Origin of the sequence: Streptomyces glomeratus (assembly GCF_021462825.1) — a bacterium.
Taxonomy (GTDB): Bacteria; Actinomycetota; Actinomycetes; order Streptomycetales; family Streptomycetaceae; genus Streptomyces; species Streptomyces glomeratus.
Genome location: NZ_JAKEEB010000009.1, coordinates 60,870 through 83,276 on the forward strand (window position 1 = coordinate 60,870; position 22,407 = coordinate 83,276).

Annotated in this window: 25 protein-coding genes; 14 read left to right on the forward strand and 11 right to left on the reverse strand. The window is 73.2% G+C overall.

Features of this window, described 5'->3' with window-relative positions; translation table 11 throughout:
* The first annotated feature begins 197 nt into the window (after positions 1-197).
* The 6 genes from LZ604_RS13105 to LZ604_RS13130 all read left to right on the forward strand — a co-directional run bounded on the left by LZ604_RS13105 (position 198) and on the right by LZ604_RS13130 (position 3,966).
* Positions 198-992: an SDR family oxidoreductase gene (locus tag LZ604_RS13105; RefSeq protein ID WP_267971340.1), complete on the forward strand. Its 795-nt coding sequence runs from the start codon at positions 198-200 to the stop codon at positions 990-992.
* A gap of 155 nt (positions 993-1,147) precedes the next feature.
* Complete coding sequence (locus LZ604_RS13110; RefSeq protein ID WP_234515234.1) at positions 1,148-1,825, forward strand: HemK2/MTQ2 family protein methyltransferase; 678 nt, start codon at positions 1,148-1,150, stop codon at positions 1,823-1,825.
* Positions 1,826-2,000: 175 nt separating this feature from the next.
* On the forward strand, positions 2,001-2,219 hold the full coding sequence (locus LZ604_RS13115) for a CDGSH iron-sulfur domain-containing protein (protein ID WP_234515235.1): 219 nt from the start codon (positions 2,001-2,003) through the stop codon (positions 2,217-2,219).
* Positions 2,216-3,310, forward strand: coding sequence for an iron-containing redox enzyme family protein (locus tag LZ604_RS13120; protein ID WP_234515236.1), 1,095 nt, complete (start codon positions 2,216-2,218; stop codon positions 3,308-3,310). Before LZ604_RS13115 ends, LZ604_RS13120 begins: the two co-directional genes overlap by 4 nt.
* The gene (locus LZ604_RS13125; protein ID WP_234515237.1) at positions 3,310-3,498 is read left to right on the forward strand and encodes a hypothetical protein; all 189 of its coding nucleotides are present in this window, start codon (positions 3,310-3,312) and stop codon (positions 3,496-3,498) included. The genes LZ604_RS13120 and LZ604_RS13125 overlap by 1 nt, the downstream gene beginning before the upstream one ends.
* Positions 3,499-3,585: 87 nt before the next feature.
* On the forward strand, positions 3,586-3,966 hold the full coding sequence (locus LZ604_RS13130) for a DUF6479 family protein (RefSeq protein ID WP_234515238.1): 381 nt from the start codon (positions 3,586-3,588) through the stop codon (positions 3,964-3,966).
* 53 nt (positions 3,967-4,019) lie between these two features.
* Here LZ604_RS13130 and LZ604_RS13135 read toward each other — a convergent pair whose 3' ends face one another.
* Entirely contained in the window at positions 4,020-4,418 is a 399-nt protein-coding gene (locus LZ604_RS13135; RefSeq protein WP_234515239.1) for a DUF5997 family protein, read from the reverse strand.
* A gap of 58 nt (positions 4,419-4,476) precedes the next feature.
* On the opposite strand from LZ604_RS13135, the gene LZ604_RS13140 reads away from it, so the two are divergent.
* A complete protein-coding gene (locus LZ604_RS13140) occupies positions 4,477-5,289 on the forward strand; it encodes a LysR substrate-binding domain-containing protein (RefSeq protein WP_234515240.1) in 813 nt (270 codons plus the stop codon).
* An 85-nt stretch (positions 5,290-5,374) separates the two neighbouring features.
* Here the strand turns inward: LZ604_RS13140 and LZ604_RS13145 are convergent, their stop codons facing one another.
* Positions 5,375-5,851, reverse strand: a complete 477-nt coding sequence (locus tag LZ604_RS13145; protein WP_234515241.1) for an Lrp/AsnC family transcriptional regulator — start codon at positions 5,849-5,851, stop codon at positions 5,375-5,377.
* Between the two features lie 228 nt (positions 5,852-6,079).
* Here LZ604_RS13145 and LZ604_RS13150 point away from each other — a divergent pair, with 228 nt between their 5' ends.
* Together LZ604_RS13150 and LZ604_RS13155 are read left to right on the forward strand one after the other, a co-directional pair.
* A complete protein-coding gene (locus LZ604_RS13150; protein ID WP_234515480.1) occupies positions 6,080-7,567 on the forward strand; it encodes an FUSC family protein in 1,488 nt (495 codons plus the stop codon).
* Positions 7,568-7,638: 71 nt separating this feature from the next.
* Positions 7,639-8,658, forward strand: coding sequence for a lactonase family protein (locus LZ604_RS13155; protein WP_234515242.1), 1,020 nt, complete (start codon positions 7,639-7,641; stop codon positions 8,656-8,658).
* A 77-nt stretch (positions 8,659-8,735) separates the two neighbouring features.
* Here the strand turns inward: LZ604_RS13155 and LZ604_RS13160 are convergent, their stop codons facing one another.
* The 3 genes from LZ604_RS13160 to LZ604_RS13170 all read right to left on the reverse strand — a co-directional run bounded on the left by LZ604_RS13160 (position 8,736) and on the right by LZ604_RS13170 (position 12,049).
* Complete coding sequence (locus LZ604_RS13160) at positions 8,736-9,659, reverse strand: sirohydrochlorin chelatase (RefSeq protein WP_234515243.1); 924 nt, start codon at positions 9,657-9,659, stop codon at positions 8,736-8,738.
* Between the two features lie 413 nt (positions 9,660-10,072).
* Complete coding sequence (locus LZ604_RS13165) at positions 10,073-10,750, reverse strand: uracil-DNA glycosylase (protein WP_234515244.1); 678 nt, start codon at positions 10,748-10,750, stop codon at positions 10,073-10,075.
* Between the two features lie 156 nt (positions 10,751-10,906).
* A complete protein-coding gene (locus tag LZ604_RS13170; protein ID WP_234515245.1) occupies positions 10,907-12,049 on the reverse strand; it encodes a WD40/YVTN/BNR-like repeat-containing protein in 1,143 nt (380 codons plus the stop codon).
* A gap of 243 nt (positions 12,050-12,292) precedes the next feature.
* Between LZ604_RS13170 and LZ604_RS13175 the strand changes: the two genes are divergently transcribed.
* Entirely contained in the window at positions 12,293-12,874 is a 582-nt protein-coding gene (locus LZ604_RS13175; RefSeq protein ID WP_372482137.1) for an Rv1733c family protein, read from the forward strand.
* A 56-nt stretch (positions 12,875-12,930) separates the two neighbouring features.
* On the opposite strand, the gene LZ604_RS13180 is transcribed toward LZ604_RS13175, so the two are convergent.
* Positions 12,931-14,343 (reverse strand): FAD-dependent oxidoreductase, encoded by a 1,413-nt coding sequence (locus LZ604_RS13180; protein ID WP_234515247.1) that lies wholly within the window; start codon positions 14,341-14,343, stop codon positions 12,931-12,933.
* A gap of 229 nt (positions 14,344-14,572) precedes the next feature.
* Between LZ604_RS13180 and LZ604_RS13185 the strand changes: the two genes are divergently transcribed.
* Positions 14,573-15,037, forward strand: coding sequence for a DUF6214 family protein (locus LZ604_RS13185; RefSeq protein WP_234515248.1), 465 nt, complete (start codon positions 14,573-14,575; stop codon positions 15,035-15,037).
* 58 nt (positions 15,038-15,095) lie between these two features.
* Here LZ604_RS13185 and LZ604_RS13190 read toward each other — a convergent pair whose 3' ends face one another.
* A complete protein-coding gene (locus LZ604_RS13190; RefSeq protein ID WP_234515249.1) occupies positions 15,096-15,785 on the reverse strand; it encodes a TetR/AcrR family transcriptional regulator in 690 nt (229 codons plus the stop codon).
* Positions 15,786-16,027: 242 nt separating this feature from the next.
* On the opposite strand from LZ604_RS13190, the gene LZ604_RS13195 reads away from it, so the two are divergent.
* On the forward strand, positions 16,028-16,273 hold the full coding sequence (locus LZ604_RS13195) for a DUF2630 family protein (RefSeq protein WP_234515250.1): 246 nt from the start codon (positions 16,028-16,030) through the stop codon (positions 16,271-16,273).
* 14 nt (positions 16,274-16,287) lie between these two features.
* On the opposite strand, the gene LZ604_RS13200 is transcribed toward LZ604_RS13195, so the two are convergent.
* From LZ604_RS13200 to LZ604_RS13210, 3 genes are all read right to left on the reverse strand, one after another.
* Positions 16,288-16,986, reverse strand: a complete 699-nt coding sequence (locus LZ604_RS13200; protein ID WP_234515251.1) for an HAD family hydrolase — start codon at positions 16,984-16,986, stop codon at positions 16,288-16,290.
* 187 nt (positions 16,987-17,173) lie between these two features.
* Positions 17,174-18,109, reverse strand: coding sequence for a M56 family metallopeptidase (locus tag LZ604_RS13205; RefSeq protein ID WP_234515252.1), 936 nt, complete (start codon positions 18,107-18,109; stop codon positions 17,174-17,176).
* 210 nt (positions 18,110-18,319) lie between these two features.
* A complete protein-coding gene (locus tag LZ604_RS13210) occupies positions 18,320-18,865 on the reverse strand; it encodes a DUF5134 domain-containing protein (RefSeq protein ID WP_234515253.1) in 546 nt (181 codons plus the stop codon).
* Between the two features lie 171 nt (positions 18,866-19,036).
* On the opposite strand from LZ604_RS13210, the gene LZ604_RS13215 reads away from it, so the two are divergent.
* Positions 19,037-20,674: an FUSC family protein gene (locus LZ604_RS13215; protein WP_234515254.1), complete on the forward strand. Its 1,638-nt coding sequence runs from the start codon at positions 19,037-19,039 to the stop codon at positions 20,672-20,674.
* Positions 20,671-21,288 (forward strand): MarR family winged helix-turn-helix transcriptional regulator, encoded by a 618-nt coding sequence (locus tag LZ604_RS13220; protein ID WP_234515255.1) that lies wholly within the window; start codon positions 20,671-20,673, stop codon positions 21,286-21,288. The genes LZ604_RS13215 and LZ604_RS13220 overlap by 4 nt, the downstream gene beginning before the upstream one ends.
* Before the next feature lie 305 nt (positions 21,289-21,593).
* Here the strand turns inward: LZ604_RS13220 and LZ604_RS13225 are convergent, their stop codons facing one another.
* Positions 21,594-22,358 carry a VOC family protein gene (locus tag LZ604_RS13225; RefSeq protein WP_234515256.1) on the reverse strand — a complete coding sequence of 255 codons (765 nt, stop codon included), beginning with the start codon at positions 22,356-22,358 and terminating at the stop codon, positions 21,594-21,596.
* Positions 22,359-22,407: the final 49 nt, after the last annotated feature.

Here is a 22,407-nt window from a genome sequence, read left to right on the forward strand (position 1 = left end):
TGAAGCCGCGGCGAAGTCGGGTTTCGCGGGGCGCCGACCGACGCCCGAAGTGATGGGGTCATGGATGGTCGGCGTCATGTCGTCAGGGGTGGCCGGCCGAAGGACCGGGTGGTCCCGGCCGTGTTCCGGGGCAGTACCGACGGGAGGCAGGCGTGGGCACCAGCGTGGACGACACTCGGAATCTCAGCGGTCCTTCGCTGCTGAAGGGGCAGAAGGCGCTGGTCACAGGTGCCAACTCGGGGATCGGCAAGGCCACCGCCATCGGTCTGGGCCGGATGGGCGCCGACGTCGTCGTCAACTACGTCTCCGACGCCGACGCCGCGGAGAAGGTGGTGCGGGAGATCGAGGCCCTCGGCGTACGCGCCTACGCCCACGAGGCCGACGTCTCCCAGGAGGACCAGGTCGTCCGCATGGTGTCCCGGATGGTCGAGGAGCTGGGAACCGTCGACATCCTGGTCGCCAATGCCGGTCTCCAGCGGGACGCTCGCCTCACGGACATGACCCTCGCCCAGTGGCAGAAGGTGCTGGACGTCAACCTCACCGGGCAGTTCCTGTGCGCGCGGGAGGCGGCCAAGGAGTTTCTGCGCAGAGGCGTGGTCCCCGAGGTGTCGTCGTCCGCCGGGAAGATCATCTGTATGAGCTCGGTCCACCAGATCATCCCCTGGGCGGGCCATGTGAACTACGCGGCCTCCAAGGGCGGCGTACTGATGATGATGGAAACCATGGCCCAGGAGCTGGCACCGCACAGGATCCGGGTCAACGGGGTCGCGCCCGGGGCGATCCGCACCCCCATCAACCGCAGCGCCTGGGACACCGCCGACGCCGAGGAGAGCCTGCTGAAGCTCATCCCGTACGGCAGGGTGGGCGAACCGGAGGACATCGCGCGGGCGGTCGGCGTGCTCGCCTCCGACCTGCTCGACTACGTCGTAGGCGCCACCCTCTATGTCGACGGCGGTATGACCCTGTTCCCCGGCTTCGCCACCGGGGGCTGACGGCGAGCGTCCCGGGCGCGCTCCGCGCCCCCCACGCACCTGTCGCCGCGGGCGGCCAAGACGCCCTCAGCGTGTGATCGGCGCCTCCTGCGGCTCCACGTGTCGATCAGACACAGCTGGGGACTCGGGGCTGCGTGTCGTCCACGGAGGAGCCGATGACGGTCGAAGCCCACTGTCCCACCCCGCTGTCCCCCGCGTGGGTCCCACCGGGCGTGTACGAACCCCAGCAGGACACCTGGCTGCTGGCCCGGGCCCTGCTCAGGGAGCGGCTCGCCCCGGGGGCGGACGTCCTGGACCTGGGTACCGGTACCGGCGTCCTCGCCCTGGAAGCCGCGCGGCTCGGCGCACGCGTCACCGCGGTCGACATCTCCTGGCGGGCGGTGCTCGCGGCCCGCGTGAACGCCCTGCTCAGCAGGCAGAACATCAGCGTGCGCCGCGGTGATCTCACCTCGGCCGTGGCCGGACGCAGCTTCGACCTCGTCGTCAGCAACCCGCCCTATGTGCCGTCCCCCGGACGGAAGGCCCCCCGGGGCGCCGCGCGTGCCTGGGACGCCGGATGGGACGGCCGCATGCTGCTGGACCGCATCTGCGATGCCGCGACCACGCTGGTGCGCCCGGGTGGCGTCCTGCTCTTGGTGCATTCCGCGCTGTGCGGGGTGGAGGACACGCTCGAACGGCTGACCTGTGCGGGACTGAGCGCCATGGTCACGGAGCGCGCGAAGGTGCCCTACGGCCGGGTGCTGCGCTCCCGGCTGACCTGGCTGCGCGGGCGCGGACTGACGGCCGCCGACATGGTGGAAGAGCTGGTGATCATCCGTGCCGTACGAACGTGACACCGCACCGTACGAAGGTGACACCGCACCGCGTGAACGTGGCGCCACACCGTACGAAGGTGACACCGCACCGCGCGAGCGTGGCGCCGCGCCGCACGAATCTGACACCGCGCCGCCGTACCAATGTGACACCGCGCGGCGCGGACCTGACACCGCGCCGCGCGGGCGCGAGCGCGTGTGCCGTATCCGCGCCGACCGTGACGGTCCGCTGTTGGTCGAGGGACCGGTGGAAATCATCGGCCCGGACGGCGAGCCGGTGGTGAGCCGGCGGTTCGTCGTGGCCATCTGCACCTGCCGGCGCAGCCGTACCTACCCCTGGTGCGACACCAGCCACCGCCGCCGTGGGAAGCCCGCTGACGACCCCTTGCCGGGAGGAACGGAGGCGCTCGAGTGACGATCACCCGGCTCGAACCACGCCGGTGCAGCCCGCCCCTGCCGGATGCCAGGGGACCGCTGTCGCACGCGGTGGTGGCCGCCCTGCGGGACAGGGTCGCCCCGCCGTCGCCCGTCCCGCCGGAGGAAGGCGGTCCGTACGGGGAGGACCTGCAGCTCGCGCTCTACGTGCTGTACGAACTGCACTACCAGGGGTTCGCCGGAGTCGACGACGACTGTGAGTGGGACCCCGCGCTCCTCGCCTTCCGCCGGGCCCTCGAGGAGCGGTTCCTGGCCGCCCTCCGCGCCGACGTCCCGGTGGACACCGGCGCCCAGGAGGCCCTCGACGAACTCCAGGTCGAACCGGTCGGCGACGACGGCACCGGCGTCTCCCACTTCCTCAGGAACCAGGGCCGGCCGGAGCACCTGCGGGAGTACGCGGCGCTGCGGTCGCTGTACCACCTCAAGGAGGCCGACCCGCACGCCTGGGTGATCCCCCGCCTGCACGGCCGCGCCAAGGCGGCCATGGCGGCCGTGGAGTTCGACGAGTTCGGGGCGGGACGGGCCGATGAGATCCACGCGGGCCTCTTCGCGGACCTGATGGAGGAACTGGGACTGCGCACGGCCTACGGCTACTACCTGGAGGCGGCGCCCGCCGAGCTGCTCGCCACCGTCAACCTGATGTCGCTCTTCGGCCTGCACCGCAGTCTCAGGGGCGCGCTGACCGGCCACTTCGCGGCCGTCGAGGTGACCTCGTCCCCCGGTTCACGCCGGCTGGCCGAGGCCCTGCGCCGGGTCGGCGCGGGTGAGGCGGCCGTGCGCTTCTACGACGAGCACGTGGTGGCGGACGCCGTACACGAGCAGGTCGTACGCCACGAGGTGGTCGGCGGGCTGCTGGAGAGCGAGCCCGGCCTGGAGACGGACGTCGTCTTCGGCATCCGGGCCACCGGCTTTCTCGAGGACCGGCTCGCCGCGCGCCTCCTCGCGGCCTGGCGCGGTGGACACACGGCGCTGCGGACCGGGGCGCTGCCACCGGTAGAGGCGGATTCCCGGGGCACCGACGGGGAACCCACCCCGCGACACGCACACGGGCCCACCTCGAAGGAGTGGTGATGACAGAGCAACGACACGACGAAGAGTTCTACCGGAGCGACCGCCCGGCCCACCCGACACTGGAGGAGGACCGGCCCCGCGGGGGCAAGCCCAAGGCACCGGCCAAGCACCGCGGGCCCTGGGTGACGGTGGGGATCGTCGTCCTGGTGGTCGTGCTGGTCGTCCTCGGTATCGCGCTCTTTCCCTGATCGCGCTCTCTCCCCGGGGACGGGGGTGCGCTGGTATCCGGGCCCCGGTGACGTGTTCAAATCCCGGGCACGGGTACCCGGGGCGCCATGATGACGATCTCCCTGGAAACGCTCGCCGCCTCGAACGCCGCCTGGGCCGTGCTCGGGGCCTTCATCGGCGGCCTCGTGATCGTCGCTGCCCTGATCTGGGCCGTCCGGCTCGGAATCCGGGTGCGTCGCCGCGAACCCGCCCCGCCGCGGCCCTCCGATCACCCCAAGCCACCGCCCGGCGGACCCGTCATGGAATCCCGGGAAGTCAGAAAGCCGAACGAGGTGCCCCGGGCCGAGAACGAGAGCCAACGCCTGACCCCGCACGAGCTGCATCCCACCGGAACCACCCGCAGCGAGAACCAGGAGCGCCCCCGCTGGAGCGGCGGCTCCGGCGGCTCCGGCGGCTCCTTCGGCAGCGGCGGCTCCGGCGCCACCTGACCACCCGACGGGCGGGTCCTGTGCGGCCGCACGAGGGCGGTCGCGGACCAACGTCAGGAACGTGCGTCCCGCTCGGCGCGTTCGGCGTTCCGCTTCTTGATACGGGAGGCTTCCTTGCGGACCTCGGCCTGAGTGGCGCGTTCCTTCTCCAGCCACTCGGGCCGGTCCCGTTTGAGGGCCTCGATCTGCTCGGTGGTGAGGGGTTCCGTGACCCCGCCGCGCGCGAGACCCGCGATGGACACGCCCAGCTTCGCCGCCACCACCGGGCGGGGGTGCGGGCCGTTGAGTCGCAGCTCGCGCAGCCACTCCGGCGGATTCGCCTGGAGTTCGTCCAGCTCGGCGCGCGAGACCACACCCTCCTGGAACTCGGCAGGGGTGGCGGGGAGGTACACACCCAGCTTCTTCGCCGCGGTCGCGGGCTTCATCGTCTGGGTGGTCTGGTGCGACTTCATGGTGTCCAGACTATCGGCCGTGTTCTGGCCCTTTGACCACGGCCGGTAACCTGGCGGGGTGACAGGCTCGGAAGCATCCCCCTCGTTCCGGCTCGCGTACGTCCCCGGGGTGACGCCCGCCAAGTGGGTGCGGATCTGGAACGAGCGCCTACCCGATGTCCCCCTGACCCTGCTCCAGGTGCCGGCGGCGGAGGCCCCCGAAGCGCTGCGCGACCGCGCGGCCGACGCCGGGCTTGTGCGGCTGCCGGTGGACCGCACGTTCTTCAGTGCGATCCCGCTCTACACCGAGACGACGGTCGTGGTGGTCCCCAAGGACCACGTGGTGAGCGCCGTGGACGAGGTGTCCATCGGGGATCTCGCCGACGAGGTCGTGTTCCACCCCCTCGACGACGTCCTGGGCTGGGAGCAGCCGCCGGGACAGCCCGCGTTCGAGCGGCCCGCCACTACGGAGGACGCCATCGAGCTGGTGGCGGCAGGGGTGGGGCTGCTCGTCGTCCCGCAGTCGCTGGCGCGTCTGTACCACCGCCGGGACCTCACCTACCGGCCCGTGGTGGACGCCCCCCAGTCGGCCGTCGCCCTCTCCTGGCCCGAGGACGCGACCACGGACCTGGTCGAGGACTTCATCGGGATCGTCCGCGGGCGGACGGTGAACAGCACCCGGGGGCGTACTGCGGCCAAGGCCGCCGCGCAGCCGAAGCGGGAGCGCCCCGACGCGGCCGGTGTCCGGCGCCAGCCCGCGGCGGCGAAGAACGGCAAGACCGGTAAGACGGGCAGGACCGGCAAGACGGGGAAGCCGACGGCCAGGAACCCGCGAAGCGGCTCCGGCGGCTCCCAGGGCAATCGGCGCGGCAAGCCCCGCGGCCGTTCGTAGACGCGCGCCACCGAACCCCCTCGCGGCGGCTCGCTCACCCTGACGGCCGTGGCGGCGGGTGGGACGACGTGCCCGGCCGGGGCGGTCAGGTCGCCGCCGTGCGGCCGATCGACTCCACCAGCGGAAGCAGCCGGTGCGGCACGCGCTCGCGCAGCGCCACCTCCGTGCGGGTGCGGACGACCCCCGGCAGACTGATCAGCGCCTGGATGACGTCCTCCAGGTGTTCGTTGTCCCGCGCCACGACCCGGGTCATCAGATCGCCGCCGCCGGTGATCGAGAACGCTTCCACGATCTCCGGCACGGCCGCGAGCGCGTCGCCCACGTCGTCCAGGTGTCCCTGCGTGACCTCGATGTGCACGAAGGCGAGCACCGGGTGCCCGAGCGCGGCGGGGGACAGGGAAGGGCCCGTACCGGTGATCACCCCATCGCGCTCCAGACGGTCCAGCCGGGCCTGCAGCGTGCCGCGGGCGATGCCCAGGATCCGCGCGTACTCGCGCACGCTGGTGCGCGGTTGCTGAAGCAGCAGCCGGAGGATGCGGGTGTCGAGTTCGTCGACGGCCATGGTCCGTTGGCCTTTCTTGCATGCCACTGGAACTTTCACGACTGTACCAATGGTCCTGTGGAGAGTGCGCCGCTTGAGCCACTGCCGCGCTGATGCTTTCCTTGTGGCTATCAATGGCGCCGCGTAGCGCAGGACCGGTGACGAAGCCGGAAACCGTGCCCGCGGCGCCATTCCCATGTCCTGATGGACGAAGCAGATGCAGGGGGCGGATTTCCGACGGTGAAGAAGATGTTCATGGCTCCTGACCCGGGGCTCTTCCGGCTGCGGGTCTCGCTGCGCGCGGTGCTCGGCATCGGCCTGGCCGTGACCGTGTGCGAGTCGGCCGGGCTGTCCCTGCCCGCCTCGATCACCGGCGGGCTCGCCGCGCTCCTCGCGCTGTTCACGGTCGCCGATCCGACGGTGCGCGGCCAGGCGGTCACCACCGCGCTGCTTCCCGTGGCCGGACTTCCCGTCCTCGCCCTGGCGAGCGCCCTGCACACGGTGCCGGTGGTGCGGGACGCGGTGTGGCTCGCGGTGGTCTTCGCCGGTGTGTACGCCCGCCGCTGGGGACCGCGGGGCAACGCGCTCGGCATCTTCGCCTTCATGACGTTCTTCATCGCGCAGTTCCTGCGCGCGGTCCCGGACCTGCTTCCGGAGCTGTCCGCGGCCGTGGCGCTGTCGCTGGGGGCCGCGGCGGCGGTGCGGTTCGGCCTGTGGTGCGTCGAGCGCCGCACGCCACTGCCGGCCGCGCCCGCACCGCTCGACGGTCGGGGGCTGGCCCGGCCCGCCACACGGCAGGCCTTCCAGGCGACGGCCGCCTGCGCGTTCGCGGTCGCCGCGGGCCAGCTGCTGTCGCACGAGCGCTGGTACTGGGCCGTCGGCACCGCCTGGTGGATCTTCGTGAACACCGCCTCGCGCGGCGAGACACTGGTCCGCGGCTTCCGGCGCGTCGTGGGCACGGTGACCGGCATCTTCGCCGGACTGCTGGTCGCGGTACCGCTGCACGGCGCCCCCGTGCCCACGGCCGTGCTCATCGCCGTCTGTGTGTTCGGGATCTTCTACACGGCGGCGCCCTCCTACAGCTGGATGATGTTCTTCGTCACCGTCATGGCGGGCCTGCTCTACGGCCTGCTCGGTGTCCTGCACCCCGGTCTGCTCGGCCTGCGCCTCGCGGAGACGGGCGCCGGGGCGCTCGGCGCCGCGCTCGCCGTGGCGCTCGTGCTGCCGATCACCACCCACGCGGTCACCGACCGGTGGGTGCGCAGGGCCGTGCACGCCGTCCACGGCTGCACCGCCGCGGCGGCACGCAGGCTCGCGGGCGACGCGGAGGCGGACCCCGCGTCCCGCGCCGCCGAACTGGAAGCGCTGCTCGCGCGGGTCCGTCAGGCCCTGGCACCGCTGGTGCACCCGCTGAGCCCGCTGCGGGCCCGCAAGGCCCGGGCCCTGGAGGTGCTCGCCCTGCTCGACATGTGCGCCCGGGAGACGCGCGGCCTGGTGGCCGTCGCCGCGGATCCGGACGCCTCGCACGACGCCCGGCTGACCGCCGCGTGCCTCCGTGTCGAGACCGCCGTGGAGACGCTGCTCGGCGCGGTCCCCGAGCGCGTCCTCCCAGTGCCCACGAGTGCCCCCGGCCACCACCCGGGCGCCGAGCGCGCCCTCGGCCACCTCCACGGCCTGGAACGGGCCCTGCTCGCTCTGGCCACACCGCTGCGCGGCGCCTCGCCCGTCCAGGCCTGACGGATCCCCGCTTTTGGTCTAGACCTGCTGCTACCGTCGTCCCGGCAGCATGTCGGCGAGAGGGGACGGCAGTGGCGGACGGCGGCGCGCGGCGGGCGTACATCGGCTCGTTCACGACAGCGGGAGGGCGCGGCATCCTCACGGCGGCCGTGGCTCCGGACAGCGGAGCGCTGACCGTGCTCGACGCCCTGAACGGGCTGCCCGACCCGTCCTATCTGGCGCTGTCCGGGGACATGCTGTACGCGGTCAGCGAGACGCCCGACGGCGCGGTCGCCGCGTACCGCCTCGACGGCGACCGGATCGAGCCCGCCGGTCCGCCGGTCCGCGTCGGCAGCGGGCCTACGCATCTGAGCGTGCACGCCGGTCATGCGCTGACCGCCGACTACGGCTCCGGCAGTGTCACCGTCGTCCCCCTCGCCGCCGGGGGCACCCTGGGGGAGCGGGCGTCCGGAGTGCTCCGGCACAGGGGCTCGGGGCCGGTCCCGCAGCGGCAGCAGGGTCCCCACGCTCATCAGGTGCAGCCCGATCCGAGCGGCCGCTGGGTCGTCAGCGTCGACCTCGGCACGGACTCCGTCCAGGTGTGCGCCCTTCAGCGCGGCACTGTACGGCTGCATCGGGAGATCCCGCTGCCGGCCGGGTCGGGGCCGCGCCATCTGGCCTTCCATCCGGACGGGGACCGCGCCTACGTCCTGAACGAGCTGACGCCGACCGTCATCGTGTGCCGCTGGGACGCCGGGGCCGGGGTTCTGGAGCCGGTCACCGAGACGTGCGTGCTGCCGGACCGGCCCGTGGGCCAGGCCTACCCGTCGGGGATCGTCGTCTCACCCGACGGGCGCTTCGTGTGGACCGCGACCCGGGGTCAGGATCTGCTGTCCGTGCTCGCCATCGAGGGAGAAGGGCTGGGGCCGGTGGCCGCGGTGCCGTGCGGGGGCGTCTGGCCGCGTGCGCTCGCCCTGTCGGAGGGGTTCCTCTACGTCGCCAACGAGCGGTCCGGGGACGTCACCTGGTTCGCGCCGGACCCGGAGACGGGCCTGCCGAGGCGGGGCGGCTCGGTGGAGGCCCCGGCGGCCTCCTGTGTCGTCTTCGGCTGACCAGCCTCCGCAAGGCGAAGGGCCCGTCCCCCTGAGGGAAACGGGCCCTTGGTCGTGCAGGTGCTCTTGTGCGGGGCTCAGCGGGCCGGCGCGCCCTGCGGCTGCTGCGGGGCGATACCCAGCGCCGTCATGTACTTGGCGAGCGTCAGCTTGCCGATCGCCGGGTACGCGCCGAGGGCTTCGGCGGCGGGGCATCCCGCTTCCTCGGCGGCCGCGTTCAGCAGACCCGCCTCCAGCTCCGGACCGATCAGATACGGGGCGAGCGCCAGCTGCTGGGAACCCGCGGAGCGCAGCTGCTCGGCGACGGCCGTGATCGAGCCCTCCTGGTCCAGCGCCGCCGCCATCACCGGCACGGCGAGCCGCGCGGCCAGCAGCATGCCCGTGATACCGGCCGCCTGCACGGCCTCCTCGCCGCCCACCGACGCGAGGATGATGCCGTCCGCGGCCGTCGCCACGGTGAACAGCCGGGCCCGGTCGGCGCGGGCGAGGCCGGCCTCGGACAGGCGCACGTGCAGCGCCTCGGCGAGCAGCGGGTGCGGGCCGAGCACATCGGTCAGGTCGGCCGCGACGCGGCTGTCCATCACGGCCTGGCGGACCCGGCGCAGCAGCGCGCTGTCCGGACCTGCCAGCAGGGGCACCACGACGGCGACGGGGCCCTCGGGCCTCTTGGCCTCCACGCCGGCGGCGACCGCCTGCTCGTAGCGGGCGGTGCGCTCCTCGGCGGTCTGCGCGAGAACGGACTGCAGCGTGGGGAACTCGGACTCGTCCCCGTCCACGTAACCGATCCGGGCGTCCAGGCCGGGCAGCTCGGAACGCGCGATGCTCACGACCTCCTCGGCGAGGCTGCGCGTGGCGGCGCTGGGCGTGCCGGGCACCGCGAGGACGAGCGCGGGCGCGCCTTCGGGAGCCGCCAGCGGCTCGGGACGGCGGTGCCGCCCGGGCTGGCGGGGTCGCGGCATTCGTACAGGCAGGCCGGATGCGGGCCCAGTGGGGGAGCTCATGGCGCCGCATGCTACTGGTTTTGTGGGCTCCCCTGTTCGGGGAGGGGGCAGGTGAGCGGTATCCGTCCGGTTTTGTCTGATGAGTTACGTACGGTTGAGCAGTGATCGATACCGTGTGACCTTCCCGTCGTTCCCCCGTGACGACATCCCGTTCCCGGGAAGAGGGATGACCCACCCTTTTCGGACGCGACGTACAGCAGTCGTTCGTCGTAGGGCGGTTCGAGCGTGCCCTCCGCCAGCGCGAGTGCCATCCGCACGGCACCGGTCACCGGGCCGAACAGCGCCCCGCTCGCGCGGTCGCCCGGCAGACGGCCCCTAACACCCGTCTTCCGCCCGCCGTTGACGTCCCCGCCCGGCGCGGTCGGCCCGGTGCCGGGCGGTGCCCTGCACCGATCCGCCGAGGCCCGGCGATGTTACGGCAGACGCCAGTCCACCGGCTGTGCCCCCTGCCTCAGCAGCAGGTCGTTGGCGCGGCTGAACGGGCGTGAGCCGAAGAACCCCCGGTCCGCCGACATCGGGGACGGATGCGCCGACTCCACCGACGGCAGATCGCCGAGCAGCGGCCGCAGATTGCGGGCGTCACGGCCCCACAGAACGGACACCAGTGGCTTTCCGCGCGCAGCCAGTGCCCGTATCGCCTGCTCGGTGACCTCTTCCCAGCCCTTGCCCCGGTGTGCCGCCGGACGACGCGGGGCCGTGGTCAGTGCCCTGTTGAGCAACAGCACGCCCTGCTGGGTCCACGGGGTGAGATCGCCGTTGGACGGCTGGGGCAGGCCCAGGTCGGTGTTCAGCTCGCGGAAGATGTTGATCAGGCTGCCGGGCAGCGGACGGACGTCCGGAGCGACGGAGAACGACAGTCCCACCGCGTGTCCCGGTGTCGGGTAGGGATCCTGTCCGACGATCAGGACGCGGACGTCGTCGAAGGGCTGCTGGAAGGCCCGCAGGACGTTCGGTCCCGCGGGGAGGTAGGTGCGCCCCGCGGCGATCTCCGCGCGCAGGAAGTCGCCCATCTCGGCGATCCTTCCGGCCACCGGCTCCAGGGCCTTGGCCCAGCCTGGTTCGACGATCTCATGCAACGGTCGTGGTGCCACGGGCGTCACCCTACTGCCGGGCGCGCGCCGACGATCAACCGGTGGCTCGAGGGCGACCGGGAATGATCGTGTGAGTCATGAACAGGCCATGAGGTAGCGGAATATGACCGAACGCAAGTCCTTCCTCTCAAGGGTTGCCGTCCTGCCAGTGTCGGATCAGGCGATCACCGCCGCCCGTACGCACAGCACGTCCGGCAGATGGGACGCGAGTTGCCGCCAACTGTCGCCGTCGTCCGCCGACGCGTACAACTCGCCGTTGCGATTGCCGAAGTAGACGCCCGCGGGGTCCCCGTCGTCCGTGCACAGGGCGTCCCGCAGAACCGTGCCGTAGTGGGGCTCGCCGGGCAGCCCGGCCGTGAGCGGCTCCCAGCTCTTGCCCGCGTCCGCCGTCCGGAAGACTCGGCAGCGATGGTCGGCGGGGACCCGGTCCGCGTCCGCGTTGATCGGGAAGACATACGCCGTGCCCCCGCGGTGCGGGTGGGCGGCCGCGGCGAATCCGAACGTGGACGGCAGCCCGCTCCCGATGTCCGTCCAGTGCGTGCCTCCGTCGTCGCTCCTGTACACCCCCCAGTGGTTCTGCAGATACAGCCGGTCCGGGACCGCCGCATCCTGCGCGATCTTGTGCACGCACTGGCCGAACTCCGGGTTCGGATCGGGCAGGAAGACCGCCGACACACCGGAGTTGGACGGCTCCCAGCCGGCGCCTCCGTCCCGCGTCCGGAACACCCCGGCCGTCGACACGGCGACCGTCACGGCCTTCGCGTCCCGTTTGTCGGTCACCACCGTGTGCAGGCCCTCGCCACCGCCGCCCGGCACCCATCTGTCACGCGTCGGGTGCTCCCACAGGGGTCGCACCAGTTCGAAGCTCTCGCCGCGATCCTCCGAGCGGTACAGCGCGGCGGGCTCCGTGCCCGCGTACACCACGTCCGGCTCGGCGGCCGCGGGATGCAGCTGCCACACGCGCTCCAGCGAAGCACCGGTGTCCTTGGGGAACTTGACGGCAGGCCGGGCCGGCTCGGCCCAGGTGCGGCCCAGGTCGTCGGAGTGGAATACGGACGGCCCCCAGTGCGCGCTGTCCCCTCCGGCCAGCAGGCGCGGGGTCGCACCGCGGGTGTCGATGGCGACCGAGTAGATCGCCTGCGCGTTGAAGTACGGACCGTCGTCGAACTCCCATGCGCCGCCCCGTCGCCGCGCGATGAACAGTCCTTTGCGTGTGCCCACGGTGAGCAGTACCTCGGCCATGCCGGCCACCTCCGAAACGTCGTTGTTCCAGACACCGGCCAGTCTGCACCCCGCCACTGACAATCACCCCTGGACGTCTCGTCCCTGCAGGTCAGGGTCCGTGTTGCCGGAAGACGGAGAGGGAGCCGCCCGGGTGTGGACCCGCGGGCGGCGGCCCGGCGCCGGCGTTTCGGGGTCCAAGAATCCGGCGGCGCGGCGCACGTCATATGAGCAGCGGCGGCCCGGCACCCGTATGGGAGGGCGGTCGGGGGTATCGGTGTGTGCGTGAGGAGGAGGGCATCGATGAGGCGGCTGCCACCGATGACGGCGTTCCGCGGCCCCAGGGTGTGGGGGTGGCGCTGGCGGCGCAATCCGCTGCGGCGCCGCAGTGATGCGCTGGAGGCCTGGGTCGTGCTCACCGTGTGGGTGGTGACCGTGGTCGGTGGGGTGCTGACGGGGCTGGCGGCGACGCACTCTGTGGAGCAGGGACTGGCCCGGGAGCGGGCCCAGTGGCGCCCGGTCGTCGCGCTGCTCACCGAGGACGCGCCGAAGGCGACCACCGCGACCGCGTCCGGCGCGGGGCGCGTCTGGGCGGATGTGCGCTGGACCGGGACCGATGGCCGGTCCCACACCGGCCGGGCACGGGTGGCCGCCGGCAGCAGTACGGGTACGGCCGTCACCGTGTGGACGGACGGCGCGGGTTCTCTGGTGACCCGGCCCGCCTCCCGGTCCGAGGCCGGGGTGCGCGCGGCGATGGCCGGGGTGCTGGTCGGGATGAGTGTCGCCGCGGTTCCGTGCATGGGCGGGCGCATCGTGCGGGAACGCCTGGAACGGCGCCGCATGGCCGAGTGGGACGCGGCCTGGGCGCGGTTCGGCCCCATGTGGGGCCGCAAGACGGGCTGACCGTCCGTGGCCGGCAGCCTGCTCGGCCGGCGTCATGGAGGAAGACGGCAGGTCGGTCAGACAGGTTGTTGGTCGCGAGGTGGTTGCCGCTGTGTGTCGCGCTGGGCGGCGGTCATGAGGGACTGCCAGTCCGGGAGCTTCACCACCGACCGGCCGAGCGAGACCCCCAGCTCCGCCTCCGCCCGCTCGATCGCCAGCCACCCCGGCCACTCGACCGGGTTGACCCCGTTCGACCGCAGCCAGGCGAGCGCGTCCTCGGGCACCTCCCGGCCCACAAGGCCGGGGGCGTCCTCGAGCAGCGAGGTCACCGTCTCCTTGGCGCAGGGCCGGTTCGTGCCGATCACGCCTGTCGGGCCCCGCTTGATCCACCCGGCCACGTACTCGCCCGGTGAGACGGCCCCGTCCCGCAGCACCCGTCCCGAGCGGTGCGGTACGGTGCCGCTCTGCGCGTCGAACGGCAGCCCCTCCAGGGGCACTCCGCGATAGCCGACCGAACGCAGCACCAGCTGGGCCTCCACGTCTTCGTAGCGCCCGGTGCCCTCGACTCCGCCGTGCCGGTCAGGGGCCGTGCGTTCGAAGCGCACCGCGCCGACGCGACGTCCCCCGAGGTCTCGGTTCCCCTCGGGCGGGGAGGCGCCCCCGGCGGCGAGCAGTTCCACCGGCCGCAGGAAGAACCGCAGCCGGATCCGGCGCGGGGCTCCCCGCGGAGGTGCCGCCGCCCACGAGCGCAGCACCTCCACGTTCCGGCGCTGCGTGGCCGGCAGCCCGGACGGGTCCCGGTACCCCGGGTCGAGTGCCAGCTCCTCCTCGTCCACGATCACCTCGGTGTCCGGCAGGGTGCCCAGCTCCCGCAGTTCCTTGGTGGTGAACCGGGCCTGCGAGGGGCCGCGCCGCCCCACCATGTGGACCTCCGTGATCTCGCTGGCCGCCAGCGCCGTGAGCGCCGCCTGCGGCATGTCGGTGGGGCTCAGCTCCGTCACCCCCCGGGCCAGCATCCGGGTCACGTCCACCGCGACGTTCCCGACACCGATCACCGCGGCCGACCGCGCGCCGAGCACGAAACCGTCGGCGGCGGAGTCCGGGTGCGCGCTGTACCAGGACACGAACTCCGTGGCCGACCAGCTGCCGGGCAGCTCCTCGCCGGGGATGCCGAGATGGCGGTCGGTCGCGGCCCCCACGCAGTAGACCACCGCGTGGTACAGCTCGCCCAGCCGGGCCGGGGGCACGCCGCCCGCGCCCACCTCGACACCGCCGAGGAACCTGATCCGCTCGTGCTCCAGAACCGCGCGCAGGTTGTTCTGCAGCGACTTGATCTTCTCGTGGTCGGGCGCCACGCCGTACCGCACCAGCCCATACGGGCACGGCAGCCGGTCGAGGACGTCGACGCGTACCTCTGGGTCCTGCTGGACAAGGCTCTGGGCGGTGTAGACCCCGCTCGGCCCGGAGCCGACGACGGCGACATGCAGCACGGCGGAACTCCCTCGCTGAGGAGATCGCTGGTGGCTCCAGCATTGCACCGCGCACGGCGGGAGGGGAGAGGCGGTCGCGGCGCTGGGCCGACGGGGTGCGGAGCGGGTCCCTGCCGTGCGTGGCTCTTGGCATGGTATGTGATCGCCCGCTTACGTTGCGTGTATGTGGGAAGCGTCCTTTGGGGATTTTTCCGATCACTTCCGATCTGGCTTCCCCTCGGACGGGCCGGTGTCCGTGTGGCCCGCCTGGGAAGTGCAGGAGTGCGGGAACGTCACGTCGTGGTTCGCCGTACGGCTCGATCTGCCCGACGGCGGACGGGTGGACGTGCTCGCCGTGACGGCCGGTGGCTGCCTGGGCATCGAGGAGGTGAGGGCCCAGCCGCCCTTGTCGCTCGACGATCTGACGGCGCTCGTCGACTGGATCGAGGAGCCCCTGCTCGAGGCCTGCGGCACCGGCCCCGCCCCGCCGTCCGAGTCCTCCGGAGCGCTCGTGGGCCGTGACCGCCCCGCCTGGCCGCCCGGCCCCGAGGGGATGCGCCGCGTCGCCGAGGAGTACCTCGCGGCCCAGGGGCGGGGCGCCGACCCGGTGCTCGCGGTGATGTACGCGACGGGTTGCAGCCGCCGCGGATCGCTGAAGCTGATCGGCGGGGCGCGCGACGCCGGACTGCTGACCCCGCGTCACAACCGCCGCTGACCGGGGCGCGCCGGCCGACTGCCCGGCCGCAGGGCGCGGACGCGACCGGACCGCGTCGCTAGGCCCTGCCGTCCTGGCCGTCCCTCTCCGGACTCCGGCTCTCCGTCGCGAAGAACCGCGACAGGTCCGTGTCGTACGGCCCGCGTGCGCCCTCGGAATCCGGCGGGGTCCCCAACCGCCGGTCCAGGCCGTACCGTTGGAACAGCTCCGCCCGCAGCACCGGCAGCGGCATCGGGGCGCCAGGGACGAGGGCCGCGTAGACCGCGCCCATCAACAGGGCCCGCAGCTTCGGGTAATCGGTCACGGGGTCCGTGGACCCGTGCCGGGCGACCGTCTCCCGCAGCAGTTCCGCGAGCCGCTGCTGCTCGGGACACTGCACGAACCCCTCCGCCTGCAGCATCCCCGCCATGTGCTGGCGCATCAGCACCGGATGACGGGCCGTCAGGGCGAGAATCGCGTCGATGGCCCGCGCCAACCGCTCCCGGCCGTCCTCGGTGCGCGGCTCACGCTCCAGGGCCTCCTCCAGGGTGCGGTGCATCAGCCGGTGCACGGCGGACTGGAGGAGCTGTCGCTTGCCCGGAAAGTAGTACGACACCAGGCCACGGGCGGAGCCGGCGCGGTCCGCGATGTCGCCCAGCGTCGTCGCGTCGTAGCCACGCTCGCTGACCAGCTCGACCGCCGCCTGCAGCAGCCGTTCGCGGGAACGCCGCCGCAATTCTTCATTGACCGAGGCGCTGCGCGGGGACATCCTGGACTCCTGCGTTGACTGGCTGTCAGCCAACTATACTCAGCGCATCCGGACCGTGCCCCGGCGGGGCCGGTACGGGTGGCGTCTGCCCTGGGCCACGCGGGGGATGGTCCAGGGCGGCCGCCGGTGACGCCGTGCCCACCCTCCGCTCCCTTACGGGCCGCGCGGCCTGGACGCCATGTGTCGCAGAGGCGCTCGACCGTCCCTAGAGTGGGCAGGAGTCCCCGAGGAGGCGTTCACTCATGGACCAAGAGCAGATCCTGGCCCGTATCTCGGCGATGGTGGACGAGGAGCGTGGCCTGCGTGACGCGCTGCGGTCCGGTCGGATCGACAGTGAGACGGAGCAGGAACGGCTCGTCGAACTGGAACGTGCGCTCGACCAGTGCTGGGACCTGCTGCGCCAGCGCCGCGCGAAAGCCGAGTTCGGCGAGAACCCGGACGACGCCCGCGTCCGCCCGGCCTCGCAGGTCGAGGACTACGAGAGCTGAGAGCGGCCGGGGGCTCAGCCGATCAGGTCCAGCACCGGACGGAGCCCGTCCGGGCGCTCGGAAACCGGGCGGGGGTCGACGAAGTGCACCGCGCAGCCCAGGTCCGCCGCGCCGCCGTCCGCGCTGCGGTCGTCCCCCACCATCAGCGTGTCCTGCGGGGCGAGGCCGAGCGCGTCGCAGGCGAGGGCGAACAGCCGGGTGTCCGGCTTCTGGATCCCGTGTTCGTACGACAGCACGAAGGTGTCCACGTAGGGGGCGACACCGTGCTCGCGGAAGACCGGGCGCAGGTCCCAGCCGATGTTGCTGACCACACCGACGGCCACCCCCCGCTGCCGCAGCGCGCCGAGCACCTCTGCCGTGTCGGGGTAGGGCCGCCAGGCGGCCGGCGTCATATGACGGTCGTACAGGGCGTCATGGAGCCGCGGGTCCGGCAGCGGCACCTGACGAGAGAGGCCGGTGTACGCGGCTCGGTGTGCCTCGGCGCTACGGTCCCGGACCGCCCACAGGGCGGCCAGGTCGTCCGGCATCGGAGCCGTGGGAAGGGCGCCGCCGGCCAGCGCGCCCGCCGACTCCAGCCGCTCGGCCGCGCGGGCCAACTCCCCCTCCGGCAGGGCGAGTCCGGCTTCCGTCACCACGGCGCGCAGCCACGACTCGGTCGATTCGATGCGGAACAGGGTCCCGGAGAAGTCGAACAGCACACCTTTGATCGCCATGGGGCCGATCCTTCGCGACCCAACCGCATGGGTCAAGCACCCTTCTGCACGGGTCAGGCACGCCTCTGCACAGGTCCAGGGCCGCTGTCGTGCGGAACGTGCTGACTCGACAGGCACCGGAGGCACATGGCGCTCGTGCCGACGCGGGGGGGCTCGGGGCCGGCCGGTGTCCGGCCCCGCGCGCCGGTTACCCCAGAGCCCGCAGCCCCGGCACGAACGCCACCAGGACCGGAAGCACGGGAACCAGCGCCGCGGTCGCCGTCAGCCTGAGCCGGTGCGCCGCCGGCAGCCGGTCCGGGGGAGTGAGGAGACGGTGGACACGCTGGGGTACATGGGTCCCCGGCGTGGGACAGGGCCCGAACACCCCCCGGCCCTCGTTGAGTTCCACGAGTGCGAGGGCGGTGGTGAGGCGGCCGTGGCGGCGCGAGGCCATGTCGTCCGCGGCGAGTTCGACGAGCCGGTGCATCTCGTCGCGGAACGCGGCGAACACCGGCACCTGAGGAAACCCGTTGGCGAGTGCGGCCGACGAGTGCAGCAGCCAGTCGTGCCGGGCCCGCGCGTGGCCCTGCTCATGGGCGAGCACCGCGTCCAGCTGCCTGCCCTTGAGCCGGCGCAACGCGGCCGTGGTGACGACCAGCCGGGGCGTGGTCCCGGGCAGCCACCAGGCGTCCGGGCGCTCACCCTCCAGGACGACCAGCCGGTCGGTCCCGGGTTCCTCGCCGGGCAACTCCGGAGCCCGGACAAGCAGTTCGGCCCGGCTGCGCCGACGGCGCGCCTGTGCCCGTACGACCTCCCGTACCAGCATCGCAGCGCTCCACACCCCGGCGCCCGCCAGGATCACGGCGGTCGTCGCGGCCCACGGGCTTCCGGTGCCCAGCGCGTAGGCGTCCACGACACCGTGTGGGGCGGAGGCGAACACGTGACCCCGCACGGCAGCCCAGGCCGCGGCCGCGCTGAGGGTCATCGACAGCGCGCAGCACACCAGTACGGCCGCCACCACGCACTGCCACACCCACAGGGCGACCACCGGTTCCCGGTCCGGCCAGTCCGCCCGGGCGAGCAGCCGCGGAGCGAGCACGGCGGTCAGGGCGCCGAGCAGCAGCAGTGCCGCGGGGACCATCATGGGCCGAAGCCTATGAGCCGGGCGGCGGCACGGGATACGTACTGTCCCGGCAAAGTGACGCACACCACGGTTTGGTCGAACCGCCCGTAAAGGGCTCGGTACCGCTGGGTCGTGCCAGACCGGTGAACGGCTCCGTGCGGCTCCATGCAGCTCCAAGCGGCTCCGTCGCGCCGGCCGGCGTCGGCACGGTGCGCCCGCGTGTCGCACGCTTCAGAGCGCGAACAGCATCGCCAGCATCGCGATGGCCATGGACAGTCGGCACACCCGCGCGAGTTCGGGACGGTCGCCCCAGCCCACGGGGCGCGCGCCGCCGGCCGTGGCCACCGCGGCGACCGGCACCAGACCCATCCCCGACCACAGCACGTACACCGCGAAGTAGAGCACGAGCGCCCCGGTCAGTGGCGGGATGCCTCCATGACCGTGGTGTCCGGGCGAGGCGGCCATCGCGGCCGCCATGTAGGCCATCGCGCCGACTCCCATCAGATGGTGCAGATGATGGGCGCTTTCCCGGGCCTCCCACAGGGCCCGCAGGGCCGCCCCGCCGAAGACGATGGCGTAGGCGAACCAGAACCCCCGCGGCGGCGTCGCGACCGCCGCGGGCACGGCCATCACCGCCATGCCGAACCCCATCAGCGCCTCGCCTCCCGCGGTCCGGCGCTGCTCCTCGACGGTGCTGCGCATGCGCAGCAGACAGTAGGCCCCGGTCGCCGCGCACAGCGCGACCAGCAGCCAGCCGGGCGAAGCCGGTCCGTGCACTGCGCACCTCCCCGCTCGACTCAGCGACGGACGGTGGGGGCATGCCCGTCACCGACGGTGCGCAAGCGAGCGCACAGGGGTACGGCGGGGGAGCGCGGGGGACGCGACACAGGTGAGGACGCCCGAGCGTGCAGTCCTTTTACTAGTAAAACACCTGTTAAACTTATGGCCATGAGCAGTGCGACCCCGAGAACCTCCCGTGTGCGCCCTCTTCCCCTGTCCGGCCTCCTGCGCCTAGGGCAGCCATCGGAGATCTGGTTCAAACCCGCGCTGAGCGTGGTCGCCGCGGTCGCGCCGCCGAACCTGATCCTGCTCGCCCTCGGCCGCCTCGACCTCGCGGCCTACACCATGGCGGGCTCGCTCTGCGCGCTCTACGGGCACAGCCGCCCGTACGCGGCCCGTGCCCGTACCCTCGTCCTGGTCGTCCTCGGCATGCTCGGCGGCCTCGCCGTGGCCCTGCTCGCCGCCTCGCTCACCACGAACGCGGTGGTGCTGGTGACCGTGGGAGCCCTGCTCGCGGCCGTGCAGAAGGTGCTGTGCGACGCGACCCGGATCGGGCCGCCGGGAAATGTGATCTTCACCTTCATCAGCTCGGCGTCCCTGTTCGTCCCGGGGACCCTCGCCCACGTGCCCGGCCATCTCGGCCTCGCCGCCGCGGCGGGCGCCTGGTCCTGGATCGTCGGCATGGCCCCCGGCCTCCTGCGGCCCCACGGACCCGAGCGCCGGGCCACCGCGCACGCGCTGACCGCGGCCGCGGCGTTCGCCGAAACCCGTACGGCCGCCGCCCGCGCCGGCGCCGCGGCCGCCGTACACGGCGCCTGGCATTCGCTGCTGTCCACCGGGGCCCGTTCGGCACCGCGGCGTGCCCTCGAGCGGCTTGTCGTCCGTGCCGAGGTCGCACTCGCGGCGCCCGCCGACAGCGACCCCGGCCGGCTTCGGGACTGGGCCCGTGCCGTGCGGGGCACCGGGCCGGTCCCGCAGCCGGACGACCTCGGCGAGGCCGCCGACGAACTCCTCGGCGTGGAGGCCGAACTCGACAGCCCGCCGCGCCCGGTGCACCGAAGGCTCGGCCCACTGGCCCCCCTCGCCCTGCGCACCGCCCTCGGCTGCGCCCTCGCCGGATACGCCTCGCTGGCGTTCGGCGTCGGCCGCCCCTACTGGGCCCTGGTCACCGCCGCCTCGCTCTACCAGACCAACGTCACCCTCACCTGGAGCCGGGGGATCCAGCGCGTCGTCGGCAACCTCGTCGGCGTCCTGCTCTTCGCGGCCGTCGCCCCGCTCGCCCACCAGAGCCGGCCGGCCCTCGTGCTGTGCGGCCTCGCCCTCAACTTCGGCGCCGAAGCGCTGATCAGCCGCAACTACTGGCTCGGCAGCGTCTGCGTGACCCCGATGGCCCTGCTCATCACCGAGTTCTCCCGCTATCAGGAGCCCGGCGCGCTGATGACCGACCGGGTCCTGGACACCCTGGTCGGAGCGCTCGCCGGCTTCGTCGCCGCGGTCGTCGTCACCAACCGGCGCGCCGGCGACCGCATCGAAACCGCCCTTGCGGTCCTGGAGCGGGCCCGGGTGCGCGCGGCCGGTGTGGTGGCCGCGGAGCACCCCGAACCGGGAGCCCTGGAGGCCGCGCGCCGCGGCCTCGCCGCCGCGGTGGTGGACCTGCGTGCCGCGGCCGACGCGGCGGCCGGCGAGTGGTGGCAGCGCGCCCTGCCGGAGGAGCGGGTGCTGCGCGCCGAACAGGCCGGACACCGTACGCTCGCCGCGACGGTACGACGGCAGGGACTGCACACCTCGGAAGGCGCACGCGCATGACGGCAGGGAACGGACGGGCGGCGGCACCGGGCGACGACACCGGCGGACGGACGGCCGCCGGTGCCGCGACGGGGCAGCCCGTGGCCGGGGGAGTGGCCGGGCGCGGCGGGGCGAGCGACACCGTCGCCGCCGTCGTGCGCCAGTGGCACGCCGTCCGCCCCGACATCGACACCGGCCCCATGGAGATCATCGGCCGCGTCAACCGGTGCGCCGCCCTGCTCCAGCAGGCCGAGGACGCGCCGCTGCGCCGCGCCGGGCTCACCCGGCCCGAGTTCGACGTCCTCGGCACCCTGCGGCGCACGGGCCACGAGCTGACCCCCGGCGAGATCGCCCGCGAGACGTTCTCCTCCGGTGCCGCCGTCACCAAGCGCCTCAAGCAGCTCACCGAACGCGGCCTGGTCGAGCGGCGCGGCGACGACCGGGACCGCCGCGTCGCCCATCTCCGCCTCACCGAGGCGGGCCGCGACCTGGTCGACTCCGTCCTGCCCGAGCAGCTCCTGTACGAGACGGCCGTCCTCTCCGGCCTCGACGACCGCGAGCAGTCGGAACTCGCCGCGCTGCTCGGGGAGTTGCTCGTCCAGCTCGAGGGACGGCTCGGCGCGCCGCGCGGCTGAGCGCGCACCCGGGTCCGGGCGCCCGCCCGCTCGGGTCCGCGGAGGCCCCGGCACACCCGACGGCCTCCCCATCGGCGGCTTCCGGCTACTCCACGCGAAGTCGTCCCCGCAGCTCCCGCGAGGTGCGGGCCCAGGGCGGTTCGTTTGGATCAGCCCGGGTCCACGACGCCCGGCACGGCGCCTTGCCGCGTTGCCGGACCACCCGAGTTAGGTCCAGTACGCGGGCTGCCCTCCGCCCTGCGATGCACCGCGCCGGACGCCACGGCCCGATCCGAACCGACCCGAACCCACCCGAACGAAACCCCCTAGCCCTCCTGACCGGCCGCGTAGATGCCGAACACCGCGCCCTGCGGGTCCTTCAGAACGGCGATGCGTGGGCCGTCCGGCACCGAGGCCGGTTCCATGAGGACGCGCCCGCCCGCCTCCGTCGCGACGGACGTCATGGCGTCCACGTCCTCGACCGCGAAGTACGGCAGCCAGTGTGCCGGCACCTCGTGTGGAAATCGGTCGCCCATGGTCACCATGCCGCCGAAGTCGGCGCCGTCGACGCCCCACTGCGTGTAGTCCGCGGAGGGGTGCACGGTCCAGCCGAAGACCGTCTTGTAGAAGTCGGTGGCCCTCTCGGGGGCGCGGGTCAGCAGCTCCACCCAGCCCAGCGCACCCGGGGCGTTGAACAGTCCCGCACCGGCGAAGGACCGCGGCTGCCACATCTGGAAGGCCGCGCCGCCCGGATCGAGGGCGACCGTGAAGCGGCCCGCGTCGTGGACGTCCACCGGCCCCAGGAGCACCGTGCCGCCGGCCGCCCCGACCGCATCGGCCGCCCCGTCGGCGTCGTCCACGGAGAACGCCACGTTCCAGGCGACCGGCTGCGCCTGCCGGTACAGCGGGGCGAGGGCCGCGACCGCCGCGTCACCCAGGTGGGCGACCGTGTATCCGCCCGCCTCCTGCCGGGGGTCCGTCTCGGGACGCCAGCCGAACAGCTCGGTGTAGAACCTTTTGGCCCCCTCCAGGTCGCTGGTCCCGAGCTCCGCCCAGCAGGGTCCGCCGGTCACCGGTTTCTCGAGTTTCATGGGGTGCCTCCCGCCCTGCGTTCCCCCTCAGCAGGCTATGCCGCCGCCC

Bases quoted from the DNA above. Each gene is read 5' to 3' on its own strand.
- LZ604_RS13110 (WP_234515234.1), top strand. From the start codon at position 1,148: ATGACGGTCGAAGCCCACTGTCCCACCCCGCTGTCCCCCGCGTGGGTC.
- LZ604_RS13125 (WP_234515237.1), top strand. From the start codon at position 3,310: ATGACAGAGCAACGACACGACGAAGAGTTCTACCGGAGCGACCGCCCG.
- LZ604_RS13130 (WP_234515238.1), top strand. From the start codon at position 3,586: ATGATGACGATCTCCCTGGAAACGCTCGCCGCCTCGAACGCCGCCTGG.
- LZ604_RS13135 (WP_234515239.1), bottom strand. From the start codon at position 4,418: ATGAAGTCGCACCAGACCACCCAGACGATGAAGCCCGCGACCGCGGCG.
- LZ604_RS13145 (WP_234515241.1), bottom strand. From the start codon at position 5,851: ATGGCCGTCGACGAACTCGACACCCGCATCCTCCGGCTGCTGCTTCAG.
- LZ604_RS13150 (WP_234515480.1), top strand. From the start codon at position 6,080: ATGTTCATGGCTCCTGACCCGGGGCTCTTCCGGCTGCGGGTCTCGCTG.
- LZ604_RS13160 (WP_234515243.1), bottom strand. From the start codon at position 9,659: ATGAGCTCCCCCACTGGGCCCGCATCCGGCCTGCCTGTACGAATGCCG.
- LZ604_RS13175 (WP_372482137.1), top strand. From the start codon at position 12,293: ATGACGGCGTTCCGCGGCCCCAGGGTGTGGGGGTGGCGCTGGCGGCGC.
- LZ604_RS13190 (WP_234515249.1), bottom strand. From the start codon at position 15,785: ATGTCCCCGCGCAGCGCCTCGGTCAATGAAGAATTGCGGCGGCGTTCC.
- LZ604_RS13195 (WP_234515250.1), top strand. From the start codon at position 16,028: ATGGACCAAGAGCAGATCCTGGCCCGTATCTCGGCGATGGTGGACGAG.
- LZ604_RS13200 (WP_234515251.1), bottom strand. From the start codon at position 16,986: ATGGCGATCAAAGGTGTGCTGTTCGACTTCTCCGGGACCCTGTTCCGC.
- LZ604_RS13205 (WP_234515252.1), bottom strand. From the start codon at position 18,109: ATGATGGTCCCCGCGGCACTGCTGCTGCTCGGCGCCCTGACCGCCGTG.
- LZ604_RS13215 (WP_234515254.1), top strand. From the start codon at position 19,037: ATGAGCAGTGCGACCCCGAGAACCTCCCGTGTGCGCCCTCTTCCCCTG.
- LZ604_RS13220 (WP_234515255.1), top strand. From the start codon at position 20,671: ATGACGGCAGGGAACGGACGGGCGGCGGCACCGGGCGACGACACCGGC.
- LZ604_RS13225 (WP_234515256.1), bottom strand. From the start codon at position 22,358: ATGAAACTCGAGAAACCGGTGACCGGCGGACCCTGCTGGGCGGAGCTC.